Annotated in this window: 20 protein-coding genes; 15 read left to right on the forward strand and 5 right to left on the reverse strand. The window is 35.7% G+C overall.

Annotated elements, in window-relative coordinates; all coding sequences use genetic code 11:
• Positions 1 to 57: 57 nt before the first annotated feature.
• A complete protein-coding gene (locus HMPREF3031_RS07025; RefSeq protein WP_002481220.1) occupies positions 58 to 369 on the reverse strand; it encodes a hypothetical protein in 312 nt (103 codons plus the stop codon).
• A gap of 83 nt (positions 370 to 452) precedes the next feature.
• Here HMPREF3031_RS07025 and HMPREF3031_RS07030 point away from each other — a divergent pair, with 83 nt between their 5' ends.
• The 10 genes from HMPREF3031_RS07030 to ccpA all read left to right on the forward strand — a co-directional run bounded on the left by HMPREF3031_RS07030 (position 453) and on the right by ccpA (position 12649).
• Positions 453 to 1529 carry a M42 family metallopeptidase gene (locus HMPREF3031_RS07030; RefSeq protein ID WP_002481219.1) on the forward strand — a complete coding sequence of 359 codons (1077 nt, stop codon included), beginning with the start codon at positions 453 to 455 and terminating at the stop codon, positions 1527 to 1529.
• Between the two features lie 24 nt (positions 1530 to 1553).
• Entirely contained in the window at positions 1554 to 1862 is a 309-nt protein-coding gene (locus HMPREF3031_RS07035; protein ID WP_002481218.1) for a thioredoxin family protein, read from the forward strand.
• A 92-nt stretch (positions 1863 to 1954) separates the two neighbouring features.
• Positions 1955 to 2821: a DUF1444 domain-containing protein gene (locus HMPREF3031_RS07040; protein WP_002481217.1), complete on the forward strand. Its 867-nt coding sequence runs from the start codon at positions 1955 to 1957 to the stop codon at positions 2819 to 2821.
• Between the two features lie 12 nt (positions 2822 to 2833).
• A complete protein-coding gene (gene ytpR, locus HMPREF3031_RS07045) occupies positions 2834 to 3433 on the forward strand; it encodes a YtpR family tRNA-binding protein (protein ID WP_002481216.1) in 600 nt (199 codons plus the stop codon).
• A 23-nt stretch (positions 3434 to 3456) separates the two neighbouring features.
• Positions 3457 to 6981 carry a DNA translocase FtsK gene (locus HMPREF3031_RS07050; RefSeq protein WP_070724782.1) on the forward strand — a complete coding sequence of 1175 codons (3525 nt, stop codon included), beginning with the start codon at positions 3457 to 3459 and terminating at the stop codon, positions 6979 to 6981.
• Between the two features lie 18 nt (positions 6982 to 6999).
• Positions 7000 to 8313 (forward strand): UDP-N-acetylmuramate--L-alanine ligase, encoded by a 1314-nt coding sequence (gene murC / locus HMPREF3031_RS07055; protein ID WP_070724784.1) that lies wholly within the window; start codon positions 7000 to 7002, stop codon positions 8311 to 8313.
• A 70-nt stretch (positions 8314 to 8383) separates the two neighbouring features.
• The gene (locus HMPREF3031_RS07060) at positions 8384 to 8824 is read left to right on the forward strand and encodes a DUF948 domain-containing protein (protein WP_002481213.1); all 441 of its coding nucleotides are present in this window, start codon (positions 8384 to 8386) and stop codon (positions 8822 to 8824) included.
• A gap of 136 nt (positions 8825 to 8960) precedes the next feature.
• Positions 8961 to 10124: a hypothetical protein gene (locus HMPREF3031_RS07065; protein ID WP_002481212.1), complete on the forward strand. Its 1164-nt coding sequence runs from the start codon at positions 8961 to 8963 to the stop codon at positions 10122 to 10124.
• A gap of 234 nt (positions 10125 to 10358) precedes the next feature.
• The gene (locus HMPREF3031_RS07070) at positions 10359 to 11450 is read left to right on the forward strand and encodes a bifunctional 3-deoxy-7-phosphoheptulonate synthase/chorismate mutase (protein ID WP_031262773.1); all 1092 of its coding nucleotides are present in this window, start codon (positions 10359 to 10361) and stop codon (positions 11448 to 11450) included.
• 209 nt (positions 11451 to 11659) lie between these two features.
• Complete coding sequence (ccpA, locus tag HMPREF3031_RS07075; protein WP_002481210.1) at positions 11660 to 12649, forward strand: catabolite control protein A; 990 nt, start codon at positions 11660 to 11662, stop codon at positions 12647 to 12649.
• Positions 12650 to 12722: 73 nt separating this feature from the next.
• On the opposite strand, the gene HMPREF3031_RS07080 is transcribed toward ccpA, so the two are convergent.
• Both HMPREF3031_RS07080 and HMPREF3031_RS07085 read right to left on the reverse strand, forming a co-directional pair.
• Positions 12723 to 13877, reverse strand: coding sequence for an acetoin utilization protein AcuC (locus tag HMPREF3031_RS07080; protein ID WP_023015983.1), 1155 nt, complete (start codon positions 13875 to 13877; stop codon positions 12723 to 12725).
• 12 nt (positions 13878 to 13889) lie between these two features.
• Positions 13890 to 14522, reverse strand: a complete 633-nt coding sequence (locus tag HMPREF3031_RS07085; protein ID WP_002481208.1) for a GNAT family N-acetyltransferase — start codon at positions 14520 to 14522, stop codon at positions 13890 to 13892.
• A gap of 212 nt (positions 14523 to 14734) precedes the next feature.
• Here HMPREF3031_RS07085 and acsA point away from each other — a divergent pair, with 212 nt between their 5' ends.
• Positions 14735 to 16447 (forward strand): acetate--CoA ligase, encoded by a 1713-nt coding sequence (gene acsA, locus HMPREF3031_RS07090; RefSeq protein ID WP_002481207.1) that lies wholly within the window; start codon positions 14735 to 14737, stop codon positions 16445 to 16447.
• A gap of 370 nt (positions 16448 to 16817) precedes the next feature.
• Positions 16818 to 18485, forward strand: coding sequence for a formate--tetrahydrofolate ligase (locus HMPREF3031_RS07095; RefSeq protein WP_023015981.1), 1668 nt, complete (start codon positions 16818 to 16820; stop codon positions 18483 to 18485).
• 52 nt (positions 18486 to 18537) lie between these two features.
• On the opposite strand, the gene HMPREF3031_RS07100 is transcribed toward HMPREF3031_RS07095, so the two are convergent.
• Positions 18538 to 19443 (reverse strand): biosynthetic peptidoglycan transglycosylase, encoded by a 906-nt coding sequence (locus tag HMPREF3031_RS07100; protein WP_002481205.1) that lies wholly within the window; start codon positions 19441 to 19443, stop codon positions 18538 to 18540.
• A 362-nt stretch (positions 19444 to 19805) separates the two neighbouring features.
• On the opposite strand from HMPREF3031_RS07100, the gene tyrS reads away from it, so the two are divergent.
• Positions 19806 to 21068: a tyrosine--tRNA ligase gene (tyrS, locus tag HMPREF3031_RS07105; protein WP_002481204.1), complete on the forward strand. Its 1263-nt coding sequence runs from the start codon at positions 19806 to 19808 to the stop codon at positions 21066 to 21068.
• An 86-nt stretch (positions 21069 to 21154) separates the two neighbouring features.
• On the opposite strand, the gene HMPREF3031_RS07110 is transcribed toward tyrS, so the two are convergent.
• The gene (locus HMPREF3031_RS07110; protein WP_002481203.1) at positions 21155 to 22324 is read right to left on the reverse strand and encodes a S1C family serine protease; all 1170 of its coding nucleotides are present in this window, start codon (positions 22322 to 22324) and stop codon (positions 21155 to 21157) included.
• Positions 22325 to 22509: 185 nt separating this feature from the next.
• Between HMPREF3031_RS07110 and HMPREF3031_RS07115 the strand changes: the two genes are divergently transcribed.
• Entirely contained in the window at positions 22510 to 23121 is a 612-nt protein-coding gene (locus tag HMPREF3031_RS07115) for a lysophospholipid acyltransferase family protein (protein WP_002481202.1), read from the forward strand.
• Positions 23122 to 23230: 109 nt separating this feature from the next.
• Complete coding sequence (nagE, locus tag HMPREF3031_RS07120; protein ID WP_002481201.1) at positions 23231 to 24697, forward strand: N-acetylglucosamine-specific PTS transporter subunit IIBC; 1467 nt, start codon at positions 23231 to 23233, stop codon at positions 24695 to 24697.
• The last annotated feature ends 12 nt before the right edge of the window (positions 24698 to 24709 follow it).

The raw sequence follows: 24709 nt of genomic DNA on the forward strand, positions 1-24709 counted from the left end.
AAACAATGTCTCCGTTATACGGAAACATTGTTAGAATAAGTATGCATACCAATATCATTAAACTTCTTTTATGTTAATGATTTTACCATTTGTCGCATCGGCGATAAATTCATAATTACTGATTTTGCCGTGGTTTTTAGTTGTAACACCGCCACGGTATATTTCATAATGAATACCGTCTTGTTCGAATGGTTGAGGTTCTGAGACAATGTATGACCCTGTCACGTTCATAAAGTAGCTTTTCACTTCTTCAATTAACTTTTGCGGGTTATACTTTTTAGTGCCTAAAAATGTGAGGTAAGCTAGTAAACTACTCAATAAAACTGTGATTGGTAATACTATCAATAACAAAATTTTTCTTCGAGACATCTCAATTTATACCTCCACTTACGTTATAACAATATTCTACCATAACATTAGGAGGATAATGAATTATTAAGGAGCGATGAACAGTGGAAATTGCGAAAAATGAAACATTACAACATATTAAAGCTTTAACAGAATTTCATGGTGCACCAGGTTTTGAACAAGATTTAAGAGCGTACATAAAAAAAGAAATGGAACCATACGCTGACGAGTTCATCTATAACCGTATGGGTGGATTTTACGCGGTAAAAAAATCTAAAAAAGAAAATGCGAAAAAAGTGATGGTAGCAGCACATATGGATGAAGTCGGTTTTATGATTACTGACATTACATCAAATGGTATGCTGCACTTTACGAACTTAGGCGGCGTTGCTGCAGATATATGGCAAGGTCAACGTTTAAAAGTCAAAACAAGACAACAAGAAATTATTACAGGTGTTGTTGCAAGCATTCCTAAACATTTCAGAACAGGTAATGAAGGTCAACCGCAAATTAAAGATTTAATGTTAGACATCGGTAGTGACTCTGCAGATGAAGTCAGAGCACGTGGTGTAGAAATTGGAGATTCAATTGTTCCTGATACCTCTTTAATTCAATTATCTGAACATCGTTTTGCGGGTAAAGCATGGGATAATCGTTATGGTTGTTTATTAGCGATTGAAATTTTAAAATTATTTAAAGACAAAGAACTAGATGTTGATTTATATGTAGGTGCAAATGTCCAAGAAGAAGTCGGTTTAAGAGGTGCACGTGCAGCTGCAGAACAAATTGATCCAGATGTAGCATTTGTAGTCGATTGTTCACCAGCTAACGATATGAAAGGTGTACAACAACTTTCTGGTAAACTGGGAGCAGGAACATTAATCCGTATTAAAGATGGAACCATGATTCTTAAACCAGCATTCAGAGATTATTTATTAGAACAAGCACAACAACATGATATTAATACACAATATTATATTTCACCAGGCGGCACTGATGGAGGAGAGATTCACAAAGCGAACATAGGTATCCCAACTGCAGTCATTGGTGTTTGTGCACGCTATATTCATAGCTCCGATTCAGTATTTGATATCAGAGACTATTATTCAGCAAGAGCATTACTTGAAGCATCTATTTTAGGATTAGATGATGAAACCATTGCACATTTACAATATTCATAAATAAGAAGAAAGAAGTGGATAAATATGAAACAATTAGAATCAGTAGAAGCGTTTGAACAACTTAAACAAGGTAAAACTGTATTTATGTTTACAGCAGATTGGTGCGTAGATTGTCGTTTTATCGCACCGAGACTTCCTGAATTAGAAGAAAAACATCCGGACTATACATTTGTGTCAGTAGATCGCGATAAATTTATTGATTTAGCAGCGGACTTAGGAATTATGGGGATTCCAAGCTTTTTAGTTTACGAGAACGGTGAACAAGTCGGAAGTTATGTCAGCAAAGATAGAAAAACGATTGAACAAATCAGCGAATTTATTACGAATATTTAAATAAAAATACCCTTAGGAAATTCACATTTTTTCTGTTCCTAAGGGTATTTTTACGGTAAACTATAAAAAGGTATGTAATTAGGAGTGTTAATATGAATGTCTTTCAAATGAGAGATAAACTAAAAGAACGTTTAAATCATTTAGATGTTAATTTTACATTTAATAGAGAAGAAGATACCTTGCGCATTGCACGTAAAGATAATGGTAAAGGTGTAACGATTAGATTAACACCCATCGTCGCGAAATATAACGATCAACAAGAAAAAATTGTTGATGAGATTGTTTACTATGTCAATGAAACAATTCAACAAATGAGTGATGATGCACTGCAACAAATGGACAATATCAAAGTGATGCCAGTGATGCGTGCAGCAAGTTTCGATAAGGAAACTAAAGAGGGGCATCCGTTTGTGATTGATGCACATACAGCAGAAACAAATATCTATTATGCATTAGATTTAGGAAAGTCTTATCGACTCATTGACGAATCAATGCTGAAACAATTGAATGTGACTGCACAACAAATTAAAGAAATGGCATTATTCAATATCAGAAAATTAGATAACCCATACAAAACAGATGAAGTTAAAGGCAATCTGTTCTATTTTATTAATACGAATGATGGGTACGATGCGAGTAGAATTTTAAACACGCCATTATTAAATCAATTTGAAGAAAACTGTGAAGGTGAAATGTTAGTAGCTGTTCCGCATCAAGATGTTTTAGTTGTGGCAGATATCAGAAATAAAACGGGTTACGATGTGATGGCTCATTTAACCATGGAATTCTTCACGAAAGGTCTTGTACCAATTACATCGCTATCATTCGGATACGATAATGGCCACTTAGAACCTATCTTTATCTTGGCTAAAAATAATAAAAACAAAAAAGATAAGAGTCCAAATGTGGTCCAAGAATTGAGCACAGTAAAAAATCAAAAGAAAAACGATAAGAAATAAGGAGAATAGATAATGAATTTATTTTACAACTTAAACGGCGTAGGAGATGTAGCATTCTTACAAGTAGAACCTGCTGAAGGAGAGTTCGACTATACAACACATGGTGACGTAGTGAGAATTACGTTAGATGGTAAAGCTGTAGGATATAATATCTTCAATGCTTCTAAGCATTTACCAATCGAAGGTAATGGACATATTAAACTTACACCAGAATTATTAGATGGTTTACAAAACGTTTTAAAAGAATCAGGTATTGACGATCAATTAGATTCTGACTTATCACCAAAATTTGTAGTAGGTTATGTTAAAACTAAAGAAAAACATCCAAATGCGGATAAATTAAGCATTTTACAAGTAGATGTTGGAAATGAAACATTACAAATTGTATGTGGTGCGCCAAATGTTGAAGCAGATCAAAAGGTTGTAGTCGCAAAAGTAGGCGCTGTAATGCCTAGCGGTATGGTTATTAAAGATGCTGAATTACGTGGTGTACCATCAAGCGGTATGGTTTGCTCAATGAAAGAATTAAATTTACCGAACGCACCGCAAGAAAAAGGAATTATGGTATTATCTGAGGATTACCAAACAGGACAACCATTTTTCGAAGAATAAAGTGATTGGAAGGAAGTGACATTATGAACTGGTTTGATAAATTGTTTAGTGATGAAGACGAAGAAGAAGTTTATCAAAGAAAATATAGTCAGCGCAGACAAAAATTAGAAGAAAAAGAACGTCGTCGTCATGCATTACTACCAGAAAATAATGATATTTACGAACGTCCAAAAGGTAATTTTAGATTTCCACTTCATGTGAATGATTCTGACCAACAAACAGAATCAGATTCAGAATCCAATCATTCTGAACCAACTTATGAGTCAGAAGAATTTGTTGAAACTTCTTCGTATCAAAAACCAGACCGTCGTCATAGAAGAAGACGTACGTTTTATGATGACGATACACCATCATTTCGTTCTTCACGCAACACACGTAAGCAATCAGAATCAAAAGAACGTGCTCCAGAACAAACGCATCAAAGAGAACATCAAAATAGACGTGTACAGAATTATTCGACACGCTATGATACGAAAGATATTTATTATAAAAGTGGTGAATTCACAGCTGAAGAAGTACCTTCAGCTATTTTCGGTACGAAAAAACGTCATCCTTTAGAAAATGGTGTTATTCAACGTTCAGAAGGTGTTACTGAAGAATCTACAAACCAACAAGAAAAAATACCGACAGATCCATTAAATGGTTCACGTAAACAAGCTTCAAAAGCACATGAAGTTGAAACAAGAGAATCAGAAGACACAAAAAATGAAACAGAACAACTGTCTTCTAAAGATTCACAACATCAAGTGAAACAAACACCTAATTATTCTAAAGCGGATAATACAATTAATATTAATAATATTTATGCTTCACAAATTGTTGAAGAAATTCGACGTGAACGCGAACGAAAAGTGTTACAACGCAAAAAATTCAAAGAAGCACTTCAACAAAAACGTGAACAAGAAGATGTCAGCTCAATTCAAAAGGCTATTGATGAAATGTATGCTGAACAAGCCAAACAGTATGTAGAAGATCCAGTCTTCCAAGAAAATGGCTTTGAAAAAGAAAAAGAAGCCAGAGCTGCTGAAGACCAAGAAGGCGAAGAAACACAACAACCTACCTCAGAACACATACAAACAGAAACGTCTGAAGAAACGTCAACACAACCACAAAACGACTTTGACTATGAAGAAGTAGATTTAAACCAAGTTCAAGACATGCATCAATTAGACGAACAAGACGTTAAAGTTGTAGAAGATGCTCCTGAAGAAACACAACAACTTGAATCAGAATCACCTCAATCTGAGACAGAAAATCTAACAGAGTCTCCTGAACCTTTACCAGAAGTTTCTGAAGCACAATATACTGAAATTGAAGATGAAGAAGAACCAGTTGAAAGTGAACAGGAAGAAGTACCAGAAGAACCTGTAAATGGAACTGAAGTGCATGAAAGTACTGAAACCGAACAGGAATCAGAACCAGTACAAGAAACAACAGAAGAATCTGAAGATGAACAGGATGAACCACAAGAAGATAATTCTACGGAGGTTCAAGAACCTGTGTTAGCACCAGATAGTAATACATCTAAATCAGAGGTAACGAAAACTGATGAGACTAAAGAAGAAGTCACAGAAGAAAAAGCAAAATCGAGCCTTGAACCTCAATTGAAACCAGATCAACCAAAATCTGATGATGCAGAAAAAGAAGAGTCAAAAACAGAAATAAAAGAGGAACAAGAAGAAACTACTGAAAAAGTTTCTACACCTGACTCTAATAATGAAGAACAAGAAGAAAATAAAGCAGAGGCAGAAGAAGTTAAAACTGAACAACCGAAAATTTCTCGTCCAATTCGTAAAGGTGCTAAGCCGTTCAATGTGATGATGACACCATCAGACAAACGTCGTATGATGGATGCACAAAAACGTAAAGCTGCACAAACATCAAAAACACAAACAAATGATTCTGCGGTTTCTTCAGAGCCTGAACAAAGCGTGGCTTCACAAACGAGTGAAGTTTCGACTCATGACGACAGTGAACCACAATCATCACAACAAGAAAATCAAAACTCTGATCAACCAAAAGCTGAACAAGGACATATCACAACAAGTGTACAGACAGCAAAAACGACACAATCTAATGCACAAGAGGAAGTTAAGCAACCTGTAACTGCACAAAAGGAACCTGTTCAAGCACATCACGAAGGTATTCGAAAAGGGCCTAATTTAAAACTGCCAAGTCTAGGTTTATTAGATGAACCAGAAGTACATGAAGTTGACCAAGAGTGGATAGATGAGAAAAAAGAAGAGTTGAATGATGCATTTTATTACTTCAATGTACCTGCAGAGGTTAAGAATGTTACAGAAGGACCTAGTGTGACACGTTTTGAATTATCTGTTGAAAAAGGGGTAAAAGTTTCTAGAATCACTGCATTACATGATGATTTGAAAATGGCTTTAGCCGCCAAAGATATTCGAATTGAGGCACCGATTCCAGGTACAAGTTTAGTAGGTATAGAAGTACCAAATATATCGCCAACAAAAGTGAACTTAAAATCTATTATTGAGAGTCCTCAATTTAAGAATGCAGAATCTAAATTAACAGTTGCGATGGGTAATCGCATCAATAATGAACCGTTATTAATGGATATTGCGAAAACGCCACACGCACTGATAGCAGGGGCTACGGGTTCAGGTAAATCTGTTTGTATTAACAGCATATTACTTTCACTATTATATAAAAATCATCCAGAAGAGTTGAAACTCTTGCTGATTGATCCGAAAATGGTAGAGTTAGCACCATACAATGGTTTACCGCATTTAGTATCACCTGTGATTACAGATGTCAAAGCAGCAACACAAAGCTTGAAGTGGGCTGTTGATGAAATGGAAAGACGTTATAAATTATTTGCGCAATATCATGTGCGAAATATTACAGCTTTCAATAAAAAAGCTTCATACGAGCAACGTTTGCCTAAAATTGTCATTGTAATCGACGAGCTTGCAGACTTAATGATGATGGCACCGCAAGATGTAGAGCAATCTATTGCGAGAATTGCACAAAAAGCACGTGCATGCGGTATTCATATGCTTGTAGCAACACAACGTCCATCTGTAAACGTTATTACAGGATTAATCAAAGCGAATATTCCAACTCGTATCGCATTTATGGTATCATCTAGTGTGGATTCAAGAACTATATTAGATAGCGGCGGTGCAGAACGCTTACTTGGTTACGGTGATATGTTGTATCTAGGTAATGGTATGAATAAACCAATTCGCGTTCAAGGCAGCTTTGTGTCTGATGAAGAAATCGATGCAGTTGTCGATTTTATTAAGGCACAACGTGAACCGGAATATTTATTTGAAGAAAAAGAATTGTTAAAACAAACAAAAGCACAACCTAAAGATGAGTTGTTTGATGATGTATGTCGATTTATGGTTGCAGAGGGCAATATCTCAACATCACTCATTCAGCGTCATTTCCAAATTGGTTACAATAGAGCTGCACGAATTGTTGACCAACTTGAAGCGTTGGGTTATATTTCAGGTTCGAACGGTTCGAAACCAAGAGAAGTTTATTTGACTGCAGCTGAAATAAATGAGGAATAAGAAAGAAGGAGTTTAAGTATGACACACTATCATTTTGTCGGTATTAAAGGCTCTGGTATGAGTTCATTGGCGCAAATTATGCATGATTTAGGCCATGAAGTTCAGGGCTCCGACATCGACCAATATGTGTTTACAGAAGATGCATTAAGAAATAAAGGGGTTAAAATTTTGCCATTTAACCCAGACAATATTCAAAAAGGCATGGTTGTTATTCAAGGAAACGCCTTTTCAGATGAACATGAAGAAATTGTCCGCGCAAAAGAATTAGGATTAGAAATTATTGATTATCCTACATTCTTAGGCCATGTCATTGAGCAGTATACGTCTGTAGCTGTGACAGGTGCACACGGCAAAACATCTACAACAGGCCTTTTATCACATGTAATGAATGGAGATAAAAGAACTTCTTTCTTAATTGGTGATGGCACAGGTTTAGGTATTCCTCAAAGTGAATATTTTGCGTTTGAAGCATGTGAATATAGACGTCACTTTTTAAGTTATCATCCGGATTATGCGATTATGACGAACATCGACTTTGATCATCCTGATTATTTTAAAGATATTGATGACGTTACAAGTGCGTTCCAAGAAATGGCGCATAATGTCAAAAAAGCGATTATCGCATGGGGTAAAGATGACCATTTAAGAAAAATTAAAGCAGATGTTCCTGTTTATTACTATGGATTAGAAAAAGATGAAGATATTTATGCTGATAACCTTCAAATTACAGAACATGGTACATCGTTTGACGTGTACATTGACGGTAAATTCTTCGACCATTTCTTATCACCGCAATACGGGGATCATAATATTTTAAATACACTTGCGGTTATTATGGTTTGTTATTTAGAAGGTCTTGATGTAAAAAATATTAAAGAAGCGTTAGAAACATTCGGCGGAGTGAAACGTAGATTTAATGAAACAAAAGTACATAATCAAGTAATTGTTGACGATTATGCCCACCATCCGCGCGAAATTAATGCTACAATTGAGACAGCACGTAAAAAATACCCGCATAAAGAGGTTATCGCTGTCTTTCAACCGCATACGTATTCTAGAACAAAAGCGTTCTTGAATGAGTTTGCTGAAAGCTTGAATAAAGCAGACCGTGTCTTCTTATGTGATATTTTCGGATCTATCCGTGAACATGAAGGCAGTTTGACAATTCAAGATTTAATTGATCGCATTCCAGGTGCGCAATTAATCGGTGAAAAAAATGTAAATATATTGAAATCATATGAAGATGCTGTGATTTTATTTATGGGTGCAGGGGATATTCAAAAAGTTGAACGTGCCTATTTAGACAATCACGGAGTAATTAATGAATTTTAATATGTTTATGTTAAAATATGTATGGGTATTAAGTAAAAATAAGACATAAGCAATTTAGGAGGCGTTTTTAATGGACTGGATTTTACCTATAGCAGGTCTAATTGCAGCTATAGCATTTTTAGTATTAGTAATCGGAATTGTAGTTGTTCTTTTATCTGTTAAGAAAAACTTAGACTACGTGGCTAAGACTCTTGATGGAATTGAAGGACAAATTCAAGGTATTACAAGAGAATCAACAGATTTACTTCATAAAGCAAACCGCTTAACTGAAGATATTCAAGATAAAGTGGACCGCTTAAATTCTGTAGTTGATGGAGTAAAAGGTATCGGTGACTCTATCCAAGATTTAGATGGATCAGTGGACCGAGTAACTAACTCAATTGCACATAATATTTCTCAAAACGAAGATAAAATTTCACAAGTCATCCAATGGTCAAACGTTGCGATGGAAATTGCTGATAAATGGCAATACAGAAAACAACGTAGAGAAAGTGCAAACTACAGAGGATAATGGTTAAATGCAGTTCTAATTGGAACTGTGTACCTCATCTGTAGGCTACATTATCAATTATAAGACGTACTAACTGCACTTAAATGAGGTTGAATCAACTTTGTTTAAGTGCTTTTACTTTATAGGAGGCAAATACATGAGAAAGAACGACGAAGCTAGATTAGAAATTTACGAAGTTGAAGCTATGTCTGATACTGTCCGTAAAGATTTCGTTTATGGGTTCATCGCAGGAATATTTATTGGTACAGCAGGTGGTTTTGTGATTAATCAAGTGAAAAAACGTAAACAACTTGAAAAGCAAAATCAACCAGCAGAAGCAAAGAAACCATCAGTGAAAGAAAAAGTGTCTGCACAGACAGATGCGCTTAAAGCAAATGCACAAAGTCAAATTCAAGATATTAAAGATAAAGCACAACAGCTTAAATCTGATGTAAAACAAAAATTCAACAATGATGAACAAGAAACAGATCCAAAAGCATTACGAGCGCAACGTGAAGCAATTCGTAATGAAGCAGCAGCACATGATTTAGCAAATGTTTCTCCGCAAGCTCAAGATGTTCAAACAGACAACAATCCTTTAAAATCTTCACAACCAGATACAGTGCCTTTCCATGAATTTACAGCAACAGGAAATGCATTAGCAGCGAAAGAAAAAGCTAAATTAATTGAAAATGATAATACAGTAGCAACTAAAGTAGCTGAACTATTTGAAGCTAAACCAGTAAAATCAAGTGGTTTTAAAACAGTTCCAGTATTAGTTACAGTTGCAGCTGCAGCAACAGCAGCAGGAAGCAAAAAAGCTGCGGATGCTAAAGCAGCAAAACCTGCAGATGCTGAAAAACGTACAGCACAAACACATGAGAAAGCTTCATTCAATAAAGGTGTTATTACGCATGATAAAGCAACTGCTAATCATTCAGAAGCACACAAAACACCAGAAGCTTCAGGTAAAGTAGAATCTAAGACTGTTAATGATACAAAAACAACGAAAACAGAAACAACTAAAACGACAAACACACCTAAGAAAAATGCATCAACAACTAAGCAGACAGCGAAAGCTACTTCACCGAAAGATGCGACAAAAACTACAAAAACAACAACACAAAAACCAGCAGCAAAAGGAAACAAAACAACGACACAAAAAACAACAACAAAGACAACAAAATCAGCTGCAAACAAATCAACAAAGAAACCTAGTGTAACACCAGCGAATAAGAAAACAACGAATAACACTACAAAGACACAACCAAAAGGTGAAACAACTACGAAGAAAATTGAAAAGAAAACATTCAATGACTAATTGTACCTAAAAGAAATCAACCTTATTCTTTTTGAGGTTGATTTTCTTTTTTACTTTTGGTTAAATCTAGTTAAGTAATTGTGAGAAAATTAATAATAATCGAAACAATTCGATTTATTTCGCTTTTCCTCTTGATTAATGATAAAGTTCTTGCTAGAATAACTGTTAAATTCAATATTTTTATCGCTTTAAAGCGTGATAAATTGGATGCAAAAATTACATAGAGGTGACCAAATAATGAATAAGTTAGAACAGTACAGAAATGAAATTCAAGACATTAATGAAAAGATTTTAGACTTACTAGTAGAGCGTGGTAAGTTAGCACAGAAAATAGGGGATGAAAAGCGTAAACAAGGTACTAAGGTTTATGATCCTGAACGTGAAAAAGTAATGTTGAATGCTTTAATCGAAAAAAATAATGGTCCATTTAACGATAATGTAATTAAACAATTATTCAAAGAAATATTTAAAGCATCCACTGACTTACAAAAATCTGATCGTGAAAAACATTTAATTGTTTCAAGAAAATTAAAAGCAGAAGATACAATTGTACGCTTTGACAATGGTGGAGTTATTGGTGATGGCAACAAGTCATTCATTTTCGGTCCATGTTCAGTAGAATCACAAGAACAAGTCGATGCAGTTGCTCAAGACTTACAAAGTAAAGGATTAAAATTCATCCGTGGCGGTGCTTTCAAACCACGTACTTCTCCTTATGATTTCCAAGGTCTAGGATTAGAAGGATTGAAAATTCTTAAAAACGTTAAAGATAAATATAATTTAAATGTTGTAAGTGAAATCGTAACACCAGCTGATTTAGAATTGGCAGATGATTACCTAGATGTGTTCCAAATTGGTGCACGTAACATGCAAAACTTCGAATTATTAAAAGAAGCAGGACGTACAAACAAACCAATTTTATTAAAACGTGGTTTATCTGCGACAATTGAAGAGTTCATTTTCGCAGCAGAATATATCGCATCACAAGGTAACCAAAATATTATCTTATGTGAACGCGGTATCAGAACATACGAAAAAGCAACACGTAATACTTTAGATATCTCAGCAGTACCGATCCTTAAACAAGGTACACACTTACCAGTAATGGTAGACGTAACACATAGTACAGGAAGAAAAGATATTATGCTTCCAACAGCTAAAGCAGCTTTAGCAGTAGGTGCAGATGGTGTTATGGCAGAAGTACATCCTGATCCAGCTGTTGCATTAAGTGATAGCGGACAACAAATGGATATTGAACAATTCAACAAATTCTATGATGAACTAAAACCACTTGCTGATATGTACGATAGCAAGCAATTACGCTAATATATAGTTAATTGAAAGCCTTTTAAATTAAAGTATTCAAACCTTTGATTTAAAGGGCTTTTTTGTGTTTTGCAAAACATCATATGTGTGACAAAACAGTGACAGCAGAAAGTTTTGTTTTGAGTTTGTGACAAATTATGGTACACTTTGAAAATGTTGTGAAAACTTACTATAATAGTGTTTGAAACGCTTTCAGAAAGGGTGATATTATGACCGTTACTATTTATGATGTTGCAAGAGAAGCGCGTGTTTCCATGGCAACTGTTTCTCGTGTGGTAAATGGCAACCAAAATGTCAAACCAGAAACTAGAGATAAAGTAAATGCAGTCATCAAAAAGCTTAACTACAGACCTAATGCTGTTGCACGAGGGTTAGCAAGTAAAAAAACAACAACAGTCGGGGTAATTATTCCAGATATCTCGAATGTATACTATTCTCAACTCGCAAGAGGGTTAGAAGATATTGCAACGATGTATAAATATCATTCAATTATTTCTAACTCTGACAATGATTTAGAAAAAGCTAAAGAAATTTTTAACAATCTGCTCAGCAAACAAGTAGATGGTATTATTTTCTTAGGCGGAACACTCGATGCAGAATTGGAAAGTTTAATTGAAAACTCTTCTGTACCTGTTGTAGTTTCAGGAACAAGTGATGATGATAATACAGTTGCTTCTGTAAATATCGACTATAAGCAAGCTGCTGAAGAAGTGACTAATCATTTAATCAATTCTGGCGCAAAACGCTTTGCCTTTGTTGGCGGCAATAACTCTGAAAAAGCAGAAAACGATGTATTATCTAGTTTAAGAGATACACTAGCATCACATGGTTTATCTTTAGAAGATAATCTGACTTTCAGAGGTAAAGAAACATATCGCGATGGTATTAAAGCTTTTGAAGATATTAAAGCGTATCAACCAGATGCAATTTTATCTATCAGTGATGAACAAGCTATTGGTATTGTCCATGCGGCTGAAGATGCGAATATCAACATTCCATCTGATTTACAAATTGTAAGCTTTAATAATACACGTTTAGTTGAAATGGTACGTCCGCAACTATCAAGTGTCATTCAACCGCTTTATGACATCGGTGCAGTAGGTATGCGTTTACTTACTAAATATATGAATAATGAAACGATTGAAGATTCAACGGTCATTTTACCATATCGTATAGAGTATCGCGGTACAACAAAATAAGATGTATAAATTTAAAAGTCTGAAAGAAAGTCACATTACTTTCCTCCAGACTTTTTTATTTTCCTTCATTTAATCAGAACCAACTCGCAACCTGGTTCGCATGTTTTAAGTTCTTAGCAGTAATTTCTGCAGTACGTGGAATTTCCATATAATCTAGACGTTTATCCTCCCAAGTCGTTGGCAAATCAGTCGGCGCATAAGTTCGCCATTTTTCTACCCATTCTTTCGGTAAATCTCCATGTTGAATCGGCACATCCATCAAACTCAAGAAGACATGACTCCAAGCTCTTGGAACAACGCGCCAAATGTTATATCCACCGCCACCGAACATCATGACTTTCCCATCTGTATATTCATCTGCCAACGCTTTAATATAATAGGGAATAGCATAGAGTGAATCTAAAGTACAATTCATATGAGTAAGTGGATCGAGGTAGTGAATATCAACACCATGTACACTTAAAATGATATCAGGTTTGAATGATTTAACGACAGGTGTGACGGTGCGTTTAAAACAATCAATATATGAATCATCTTCTGTATAAGGTTCAAGCGGGACATTGACAGAATAACTGAATCCTTGTTCTTTGCCTCGTTCTGTATAATGACCTGAACCTGGAAATAAAAATTTACCCGTTTCATGAATGGAATAATTCAGAATTTCATTTTGTGTATAGAAGCTCCATTGCACACCGTCCCCATGATGTGCATCTGTATCTATAATCATCACTTTCATGTTATAGCGTTCAGATAAGTATTTAGCGGTAATGGCGATATCATTGTAAATACAGAAGCCATTTGCGCGGCCTGGCAATGCATGATGTAATCCACCGCCTAAATGACACCCGTTTTTAACTTCTCCTTGAACAATCATATCAGCAAGTTTTAAAGCACCGCCTACAATACGTGCACTATGTTGATGCATATGTTTAAACTGTGATGTATCTTCGTTCGCAAAACCATATTTTTTGGATTCTACCTCACTTAAAATTCCACGAGAAGCGTGTTTAATCGCATTTACGTAGTCATAAGAATGTATAAGTGTTAATTCTTCATCTGTGGCGATTCTCGGTGTAATAATTTGACTTGAACTCAGTAATCCTGCATCGATTAACAGTTCAGTCGTCAATTTTAAGCGCATTTGATTAAAAGGATGTTCATTACTGAACCGATAGCGCATTAATTGATTTGAATAAACATACCCCGTTTGTTTTTTGTTTTGACTCATAAAATCTCCCCTTTAGTAGAAGAAGCGGTTCATAAAACGTATATCATCAAACGCCTCCATCTGGTCTAATGTGATACGTGCACCGATTCTTGCCATTAAACAGTTTGCTGGATGTCCTGTAATTTCAGGATCATCAGTTGCGAAAATCTCTAAACCCCCATGAGACATCAACTTCTGCATTAATTTTTTATATTCGTAGACATCTAATTTAGAGTTTTTCAAATCCCAGTGCCAATAATACTCAGTTGTTAACACAATATAATCTTCAAATTCATCTTCACTTAAGCTCGTTTTAATGAGTTCATTACCTAATCCTGTACCGCGATGCGGTAAGGCTATTTCAACGGCACCAAGCTCAATTAAATAGGGCAGGTTGCCTGTAGACCAACGTTCTAATGGATCAGGATAATGATAAGTGACATATCCGACAATGGTGTTTTCATGTCGTAAGACGTAAATACGACCTTCTGGCAATTCACTAATTTCTTGAATCGCTTCAAATTGTTCGATAGGTCTTCTAAATGCATCCAAACCATCATCGTAATCCATTTGTTCAAGTTGTTTACGTGGTACAGGACCTTCAATAACATAAGTTGTATCGTGACGTGTGTATGTTTGTTTTACATACGTTTTGACATGTTCCATCTTGCCACATCCTTTTTCATATTCTCCTAAGATGAGAGTGCTCAAATTTACTTTTTCACTAAAGTGATATGTTTCCACGTATTAATTTAATTATAATGGTTTTAACATCAATTTACACACAAATCAGAATTATCGCAATTATTTTTGAAAATTTACTATGATTTTTGTATAATGGTTTTTGAAAGCGATTTCAAACAAAGGGGGCAATTCAAATGAAAGTTGATATTTATAAAGGGGGAGAAGGTAATTATAACCTTCAAAACTATGACGAAACGTATCAGAACTTTGATTGGAAAGACGTAGAAAAAGCTTTTTCATGGTATGAAACAGGAAAGATCAATATGGCGTATGAATGTATTGATCGTCACGTAGATAATGGCCTTGGGGATAAAGTGGCCTTAAACTACAAAGATGCCAAACGTAAAGAAAGTTATACTTATAAAGAAATGCAGCAATTATCGAATAAAGCCGCAAACGTACTAAAAGATAAAGCACAAGTAGAAAAAGGGGATCGTGTCTTTATCTTTATGCCAAGAACACCAGAGTTATACTTTGCGTTCTTCGGTATTTTAAAAATTGGTGCGATTGTCGGACCATTATTTGAAGCGTTTATGGAAAAAGCAGTTGCTGACCGTTTAGATAATAGTGATGCGAAAGTAATTGTAACAACGAAAGATTTAGTAGACCGTATTCCAAAAGACGACTTACCAAACTTAGAGAAAATTGTCATCGTCGATAATGATGGGGTAGACGATGAATACGTAGATTTTCAACAAGAAATGGAAGATGCTAGCGATTCATTTGATATCGAATGGTTAGATCGTGAAGACGGTTTGATTTTACATTATACTTCTGGCTCTACAGGACAACCTAAAGGTGTGTTACATGTTCAAGATGCCATGATTGTACACTATATTTCAGGTAAATATGTTCTTGATTTACAAGAAGACGATATTTATTGGTGTACAGCAGACCCAGGCTGGGTAACTGGTACTTCATACGGTATTTTCGCACCTTGGCTAAACGGTGTGACAAACTGTATCGCTGGGGGACGTTTCTCTCCTGAAGCATGGTATGGCATGATTGAAGAATTTAAAGTCACAATTTGGTATACAGCACCGACAGCATTACGTATGTTAATGAGTGCAGGAGACGACGTTGTGAAGAAATACGATTTATCATCATTAAGAGAAGTGTATTCTGTAGGTGAACCATTAAACCCAGAAGTAATTAAATGGGCAAAAGAAGTATTAGAACACACTGTTTTAGATACTTGGTGGATGACAGAAACAGGCGGTCATATGATTGTCAACTATCCTTCTATGGATGTAAAACTAGGTTCTATGGGTAAACCATTACCTGGTATTGAAGCGGCTATTGTGGATGACCAAGGTAATGAGTTACCACCGAATCGAATGGGTAACTTAGCCATTAAAAAAGGCTGGCCATCCATGATGCGTAAAATTTGGAAAAATCAAGAAAAGTATGATTCATACTTTATTGGTGATTGGTATGTATCAGGAGATTCAGCATATCAAGATGAAGATGGATACTTCTGGTTCCAAGGTCGTGTTGATGATGTGATTATGACTGCTGGTGAACGTGTCGGACCATTCGAAGTGGAATCTAAATTAGTGGAACATCCTGCAGTTGCAGAAGCAGGTGTTATTGGTAAACCAGACCCAGTACGTGGTGAAATTATTAAAGCATTCGTTGCTTTAAATCATGGCTATGAACCAGATGATGAATTGAAAGAAGATATCAGAACATTCGTCAAACACGGTTTATCTGCGCACGCTGCACCAAGAGAAATTGAATTCAAAGATAAATTACCGAAAACACGTTCAGGTAAAATTATGAGACGTGTATTAAAAGCTTGGGAACTTGATCTTCCTGAAGGGGATTTAAGTACAATGGAAGACTAATTGTATATAAAAAACTAACAATAAAATAGGTTGATCATATGAGCGATATCAAAATAAAATCAATGTTTTGGTATCGCTTTCATTATTGCAAAATAAAGGTTTTACATAAAATTTTATCATCTATTTTTGTAATATTACCATAAAAGTAAGAATACTTAAAAATTAATGATGAATATGTTCGACAATAAATGTATATTTCGATATGATGAATGATGTAAAAGGTTTTAAAAACAGTTGAAGCAAGTCTCTATTTACTGCATTTATCTAAACGTATTTTTAAAGCGTTGAGGGCATAAAAATACGTGGTAAATAAAGTGAACGGATGGTTGCTGAGACTGTAATTCAATTACTAAATAAGGGGCTGAATGAATTGAGTCATTTATCAGATTTGGATATCGCGAATCAAGCTACATTACAACCAATTAAAGACATTGCAGAAAAGATTGGTATTTCGGAAGATGCTTTAGAACCATATGGTCACTATAAAGCTAAAATTGACATTAACCAATTAAAAGACAATGGGGACAAAGGGAAAGTTGTTCTTGTTACTGCAATGAGTCCAACACCAGCTGGTGAAGGTAAATCAACTGTAACTGTTGGTTTAGCAGATGCCTTCCATGAATTAGGAGATAATGTCATTATGGCATTACGTGAGCCAGCATTAGGTCCAGTATTCGGTATTAAAGGTGGCGCAACTGGCGGCGGTTACGCACAAGTATTACCAATGGAAGATATCAACTTACACTTCAACGGTGACTTCCATGCGATTACAACAGCAAACAACGCGTTATCAGCATTTATTGATAACCACATCCATCAAGGTAATGCGTTAGGCATTGACCAACGTCGTATCGAATGGAAACGTGTGTTAGACATGAACGACCGTGCGTTAAGACAAGTTGTAGTAGGTCTTGGTGGACCAACACAAGGTGTTCCGCGTGAAGATGGATTCAACATCACAGTAGCATCTGAAATTATGGCGATTCTTTGCCTAAGCACTGGCTTGAAAGACTTAAAAGAAAGTATCGCTAACATTACAGTTGCATATACACGTGATCGCAAACCAGTTACGGTTGCTGATTTAGAAGTTGAAGGTGCAATTGCGATGATTCTTAAAGACGCAATCAAACCTAACTTAGTGCAATCAATCGAAGGTACACCAGCATTAATTCACGGTGGGCCATTCGCAAATATTGCACATGGTTGTAACTCAATTCTTGCAACTGAAACAGCACGTAAACTAGCTGATGTTGTGGTGACTGAAGCTGGATTCGGTTCAGACTTAGGTGCTGAAAAATTCATGAACATCAAATCACGTAAAGCAGGATTCGAACCAAGTGCTGCTGTAGTTGTTGCGACAATCCGTGCATTGAAAATGCATGGCGGCGTAGCAAAAGATGACTTGAAAGAAGAAAATGTTCAAGCAGTTAAAGACGGTTTAGAAAACTTAGCACGTCATATCAAAAACATCCGTTCATTCGGTGTAGAACCAGTCGTAGCATTAAATGCATTCGTAGCAGATACAGATGCTGAAACTAAAGTAGTTGAAGACTGGGCAAAAGAAAACAATGTACGTATTGCCTTAACTGAAGTTTGGGAAAAAGGCGGCAAAGGCGGCATTGAATTAGCTGAACAAGTGAAAGAAGTATTAAATGAAAAACATGATTTCAAAAATACTTATGAACTTGATGAACCAATTGAACAAAAAATCGAAAAAATTGTTAAAAACATCTACGGCGGTAAAAAAGTAACATTTACAAGCAAAGCACAAAAACAATTGAAACAAATTAAAGATAACGGTTGGGATAATTACCCAGTATGTATGGCTAAAACACAATATTCATTCTCAGATGATAAAGATTTATTAGGTGCGCCTGATGATTTCGAAATCACAATCAGAGAATTACAAGCTAAAACAGGTGCTGGCTTTATCGTTGCTTTAACAGGTGCGATTATGACAATGCCTGGCTTACCTAAGAAACCAGCTGCATTAAATATGGACGTTACAGAAGACGGCCATGCGAAAGGTTTATTCTAATTTAAGCTATAACTAAAACAGGCCCTGAAGTGTGAGTATATTACTCATGACTTCAGGGTCTTTTTGTCATTAAATGTGCTTCTATATTATATTTTTCTGCTTTTTCATACGTAGATTCAGAAATCAATCCTTCTACTCTCATACGCCATAGTACATAATGTTGGCGCTGTAAGCCGATTTCGAGTTCATCTTTAGGTTTAAGTGTGCCGTCTGCTTCATAAGGTGTGTAATAATAAGGACTTTGAACTAATCCGACAAGATAAGCCGCTTCCGGCAAATTCACATCACTTGGCGGTTTCCCGAATAAACTAAATGAAGCGGATCCAATACCTGTAATGTTGTCGCCATTATAATCACGTCCAAAAGGAACGATGTTCAAATACGTATATAAGATTTCTTCTTTAGTCATAATCCGTTCAAGTTTGAGTGCCAATACAATTTCATTTGCTTTACGGTTATAGGTCTTATCATTATTCAACACCTGATTCTTAATCACTTGTTGGGTAATGGTACTGCCGCCTGAAGAGACCTCTGTTTCAAATATATCTTGATAAATAGCTCTCAGTAATGCCTTAGGTAAGATTCCATCATGTTTATAATACAGTGAATCTTCAGAAGCTATTAAAGCTTTAGGTATTAAAGCATTCACGCTTTTCGGTCCAACTAACAATGGGTTTTGTGATTCATCATATTGTGATAAGAAATCCTTTTTAGCATAATTGACTTGTTCATCACCAGGTACATTCAGTACTGCCTCACGTAATTCTGTATCTGTAATATTTTCTGACTGCGCTGTCATACTCATAAAGAAACCGACTAATAAACCGGTTGCTAAACTCAAAGTCAGCAAAATAATAATGAACAGCCAAACAAAAGAATATTTAATCCGCTTATACCATTGTTCAAAGATACGAAGCGGGGTAGAAGCTAAGGGTGCATTAAGTTTGAATGGTTTCATGTTTCGCCTCCGTTAATTAAACATAGTATAGCATAATTGAATTCAAGTTGACTTTTAAAAAACAGTTGATTATAATGAATACAAATTAATATGTTTTGGATAAGGAAAAGTAACTCATTTGATTGTTTTCAGAGAACTGGTGGATGCTGCGAACCAGTAACAACAAATCAGTGAATACACCTGTTGCCTTAATAAAAAGTATCCAACGTTTGACTTAATGAACGTATCATTAATGAAAGTAACCTTTTTAAGTATGGTGGTACCGTGCAATAGATGCGCCCTTACAGAATTTTTCTGTAAGGGTTTTTTATTTTCCAAATTTCTAAAACACAGCAAACACAAAATATGAGGAGGAATATGATATGACAAATGAATTATTACAAGATTTAGAGTGGCGTGGCCTAGTTTATCAACAAACAGATGCTGAAGGTTTAAAAGCATTATTAGATAAAGAGCAAGTGACATTATACTGTGGTGTGGACCCAACTGCTGACAGTATGCATATCGGTCATTTATTACCATTATTAACTTTACGTCGTTTCCAAGAATACGGTCATAAACCTATTGTATTAATCGGCGGCGGTACAGGTATGATTGGAGACCCATCAGGCAGAACGGACGAACGTGTTTTACAAACAGAATCACAAGTTGAAGATAACGTACGTGGTATCGGTGCACAAATGGATAAAATCTTTAATTTCTCTGGTGAAGGTGCAGCACAACTTGTTAACAATAAAGATTGGTTAAGCCAAATTTCATTAATTGATTTCTTACGTGATTACGGTAAACATGTAGGCGTGAATTACATGTTAGGTAAAGACTCAGTACAATCACGTTTAGAAAAAGGTATTTCTTACACTGAATTCACATACATGATTTTACAAGCAATTGATTTCGGTCATTTAAACCGTGAATTTAACTGTAAAGTTCAAATCGGCGGCTCTGACCAATGGGGTAATATCACAAGTGGTATCGAATTAATGCGCCGTATGTACGGTCAAACAGAAGCGTTTGGTTTCACAATTCCATTAGTTACAAAAGCAGATGGTAAGAAATTCGGTAAATCCGAATCAGGTACAGTTTGGTTAGATGCTGAAAAAACAAGCCCATACGAACTTTACCAATTCTGGATCAATACATCTGACGAAGATGTTATCAAGTTCTTAAAATACTTTACGTTCTTAGATAAAGCAGAAATTGAACAATTAGAAGCATCTAAAAATGAAGCACCTCATAAACGTGAAGCGCAAAAAGCACTTGCTGAAAATGTTGTAAGCTTTATTCATGGTCAAGCTGCCTTAGATGATGCGATTCGTATTTCAGAAGCATTATTCAGCGGTAATTTAAAAGCTTTAAGCAGTCAAGAATTACGTGAAGGCTTTAAAGATGTACCACAAGCTGCAGTCGACCATGATACAACAAATATTGTTGATTTCATTGTAGAAGCGGGTATTTCTTCTTCTAAACGCCAAGCACGTGAAGATGTATCAAACGGTGCGATTTACATTAATGGTGAACGTCAACAAGATTTAAAATATGAAATTACTGACGAAGATAAAATTGATAATGAATTTACAATAGTACGTCGCGGTAAAAAGAAATACTTCATGGTGAAATACCAATAATATTATTATTTCAGAAATGTATATAAACAAATAAAACGCTTGAAGAGGAATGTCTGCTTCAAGCGTTTTAATATGTGTTCAAACGATTATTTTTTACCTAGACGTACATCTAGATCTTGTTTCTTGCCATCACGGATAACTTTAACTTTCAATGTATCGTCCGGCTTTTTATTTTCATATAAGTAAGATCTTAAATCACTATCATCTTTAATTGCTTTACCATCTGCTTCGATGATAATGTCTCCTTCTTTAAGTTCGCTGCTGCCTGAAGCTTTCGCCACATAGACACCATCATTACGATCAGTATCTAATTCACGTTTATAACGTTCAGGAATGTCGCTCATGTTGATTGTACCGATACCAATAGAAGGGCGTTCGACTTTACCATGTTTTACAAGTTGTTCGATTGTAATTTTCACTTCATTACTTGGAATCGCAAATCCGATACCTTCAACTTGTGCCATAGAAATTTTCATAGAGTTGATGCCGACAAGATCGCCATCTAAATTGACTAAAGCACCGCCTGAGTTACCAGGGTTGATTGCTGCATCGGTTTGTAGCACTGACACTTTATTATTACCGGCAGATGTTTGTGTTTCAATCGTACGTTCATTTGCAGAAATGATACCTGATGTCACAGTATTCGCAAATTCTAATCCTAATGGGTTACCAATCGCAAAAACGCTGTCTCCTGTTTTAACTTTTGATGAGTTTGCGAATTGGATAGCTTTAGTGCCCGGTGCATTTTCGATTTTTAATACCGCGATATCAGTTAATGCATCTTTGCCGACTAATTTAGCATCGACTTTTTTTGTATCATGTAATTGAACTTTGATTTCACTTGCACCATCCACCACATGATTGTTAGTAACGATATACGCACTGTCACCGGATTTTTGATAAATTACACCAGAACCGATACCCGCTTCTTGTGATTTACCAGCAGAGCCATTGAAGAAATCTTCTAAGCTTTGTGCTTTCTGCATATTGATTACACCAACAATAGAAGGTGAGACATCATTGATCATTTGATTAACAGATTTATACTTTGAACTTTTACCGTCTAAGACATTACCGCCTTTACTATTTGAGGCTTCTTGTACAGTCGCACCGTCATTTGATGAATTCATCAATTTTGTGGCACCGAAGACAATTAAAGCGCCGACGATTCCCGAAAGCAAAGCGATGAGAATCACACGTAACCATGGGAACGAACGCTTAGGCGGTTGATAATTTTCGTTATAGTATTCAGTCATTGAATTCCTCCCAATATGTTTCTTTTTATTATTATCATATGTTTAGTACATAATTTCTACTATTTTGCTATGACAAACTTTATAAGATGATGACAGAATCAATAGAAGCTTGAAATAGGCTTGTTGCCAAGGGGCGGAAGTGATAGAATTTGTATAGTTAAATAAACAATTTAGTAGGTGACAGAATGTATAAATTTATCAGCAGTATTTTATATTGGATTATTGTCAAACTAAGTAAATCGCTTAAAGTTTATGGACGAGAAAATGTACCGCAACTAAATCGTTATGTGGTCACTTGCAACCATGAAAGTTATAACGAAGTGATTATGCTTGGTATGGCGCTTTACCCAAATCAAATCCATTATATGGCTAAGAAAGAGTTATTTTATAACCCGGCTTTCGGCAACTTCTTAAAATCATTAAATGCTTTTCCAGTGGATCGTGAAAATCCGGGACCAAGTACTATTAAAACACCTGTGAATTTATTGAAGAAAAATAAAACAATCGGTATGTTCCCAGCAGGACATCGTACTTCTGAAGAAACACCATTAAAACGTGGTGCAGCTACGATTGCTATGATGGCAAAAGTACCTATTGTACCTGCAGCTTATGAAGGTCCAGATAAAATTATTGGTCTAGTAACAGGCAAAGCTAAAATTATTTTCGGTGAACCGATTGATACGAACGCTTTACCAGACCATTTAAAAAAACGTCATGAAAAAGTGGACTATATTACACAAGAATTAACTAAACGTACAAGAGCCTTACAACAAGAATTAAAACAGTTACCTAAATAATAACATGACATCAAAGTCAGATGATGGTAGAGAACGCAGCTCCTTCACCGCATCTGACTTTATTTTTATGTGTTTTCAATCATTTTATATAGAGAGAGAAGGATGAACAATGTATAACTTTTTACAACGTCTTGGACGCTCATTAATGCTTCCCGTTGCCGTCTTACCAGCAGCAGCCATTATTATTGGTATCGGAAATTTATTAAAGGCATTAGAGGTTACACCGACTTTAGCTGAATTTATTTTCCAAAGCGGTATCGCAGTTTTAGAACAACTCGGCTTACTTTTCGCGATTGGTGTGGCATTAGGTATGGCCAAAAAGAACGATGGTTCTGTGGCACTTGCGGCAGTTGTTGGTTACTTTGTTGTGACGTCAGTATTAAAAACAGAAACTTTAGCAAAAATTTTAAGTGTAAAAGAAGATAGCTTAAACATCGGTTTTACCGCTATGAATAACCAAAACGTATTTATCGGCTTAATTATCGGTTTAATTGCGGCATTTTGTTACAACAAATTCAGTGGGACCGAATTACCGACTGCTTTGTCATTCTTTAGTGGTAAGCGTTTAGTACCTATTATGACAGCATTCTTATCGGTTATTTTGACGATTATTTTATTATTTGTATGGCCATTCGTGTATAGTGGTATTATTTCATTTGGTAAATGGATTATGGATTTCGGTGCATTCGGTGCATTCCTGTACGGATTTTTCAACCGTTTATTAATTCCAACTGGATTACACCACGCATTAAATTCAGTATTCTGGTTTGATTTAGCAGGTATTAATGATATTGCGAAATTCCAAACAGGAGAAGGTGCGGTTAAAGGTATCACAGGCAGATATATGGCTGGATTCTTCCCAGTGATGATGTTTGGTGTGCCAGCAGCTGCTCTTGCTATGTATCAAACAGCAGATTCTAAACAAAAGAAACGTGTTGCTGGTTTAATGCTCGCTGGTTCGATTTCAGCCTTCTTTGTAGGCGTAACTGAACCGATCGAATTCGCATTTATGTTTGCAGCTCCAGTATTATTTGTAATTCATGCATTGTTAACAGGTTTATCTTTATTCATCGCTGCACTTTTCCATTGGACTGCAGGTTTCTCATTTAGTGCAGGACTGATTGACTTCTTATTATCATTAATCAATCCAGTTTCTAATCATCCATGGATGTTGATGGTACAGGGTGTTGTCTTCTTTGTAATTTATTATGTAGTGTTCAGAGTGGCTATTTCAGTCTTTAATTTAAATACTCCTGGTCGTGGAGATGAAAAGATTGCTGACCCTGTGGATGAAGAAGGTGTATCAAGTGAGTCAGGCAAAGGTGGCAAATATAGCGTAATGTCTACACAAATTATTTCTGGATTAGGTGGTAAAGAAAATATTACTTCACTAACGAACTGTGCTACACGTTTACGTTTAGAAGTGGCAAATATCGATCAAATCGATAAAGCGCAAATTAAACAATCCGGTGCTGCGGGTGTAACAACAAGCGGACAACATAATGTTCAAGTCATTATCGGAACACAAGTACAACAAGTCGCAGATGAAGTAGAAAGACAATTAGAATCAGAATAAAGTCATAAGAAC

This window comes from Staphylococcus sp. HMSC072B07, from assembly GCF_001815505.1.
In the GTDB taxonomy this organism is placed as follows: domain Bacteria; phylum Bacillota; class Bacilli; order Staphylococcales; family Staphylococcaceae; genus Staphylococcus; species Staphylococcus simulans.